This is a genomic window from Streptomyces sp. NRRL B-24572 (genome assembly GCF_002156145.1).
In the GTDB taxonomy this organism is placed as follows: Bacteria; Actinomycetota; Actinomycetes; order Streptomycetales; family Streptomycetaceae; genus Streptomyces; species Streptomyces vietnamensis.
This window is the reverse complement of record NZ_MWIG01000814.1, coordinates 1-530: the sequence shown is the minus strand read 5'-3', so window position 1 is coordinate 530 and position 530 is coordinate 1.

Below are 530 nucleotides of genomic sequence, written 5' to 3'. Positions count from 1 at the left end.
CCTCGGCGTCCTGCTGGGCGTCGGCCTCGCCCTGCTGTTCCCGCTGCACGCCGCGACAATCTTCCGCAGCATCGCGCTGGAGTTCCGGGCCAGGGGCGTCGCCAGGAGCAAGTCCAACCAGGGGCAGGCGTTGAAGGCCCTCCCCCGCCGCGTACACGCCCTCCTCGTGGGCGTGGTCCTGACAGCGTTGGTCCTGCTCGGCGGAGTGTTCTCCGACGGCTCGGGCCGCCAGGCGACCGAAACGGACCGGGGCCGCTACTACGCGGTCGACACCTCCGACCCGCGCCGCCCGAGGACCGAGGTCACCAGAAGCGAGTACGAGGCGCTGAGCAAGCAGGGCCAGCGGATCATGTTCGCGATCTACGTGCTCCTCGCCGGCGGCGGTGGCGCCGNNCGCCGGCGTCCTGGCCCTCGTCGCGGGCAGCACTCTCCTGTTCGTCCTTCTCCCGCTCGCCATGGACGAGGAACGGGCGTTCCGTACGGCAACCGAGTGCCGCGGACCGGTGTCGGAGGAGTGCCTGAGCGCGGCC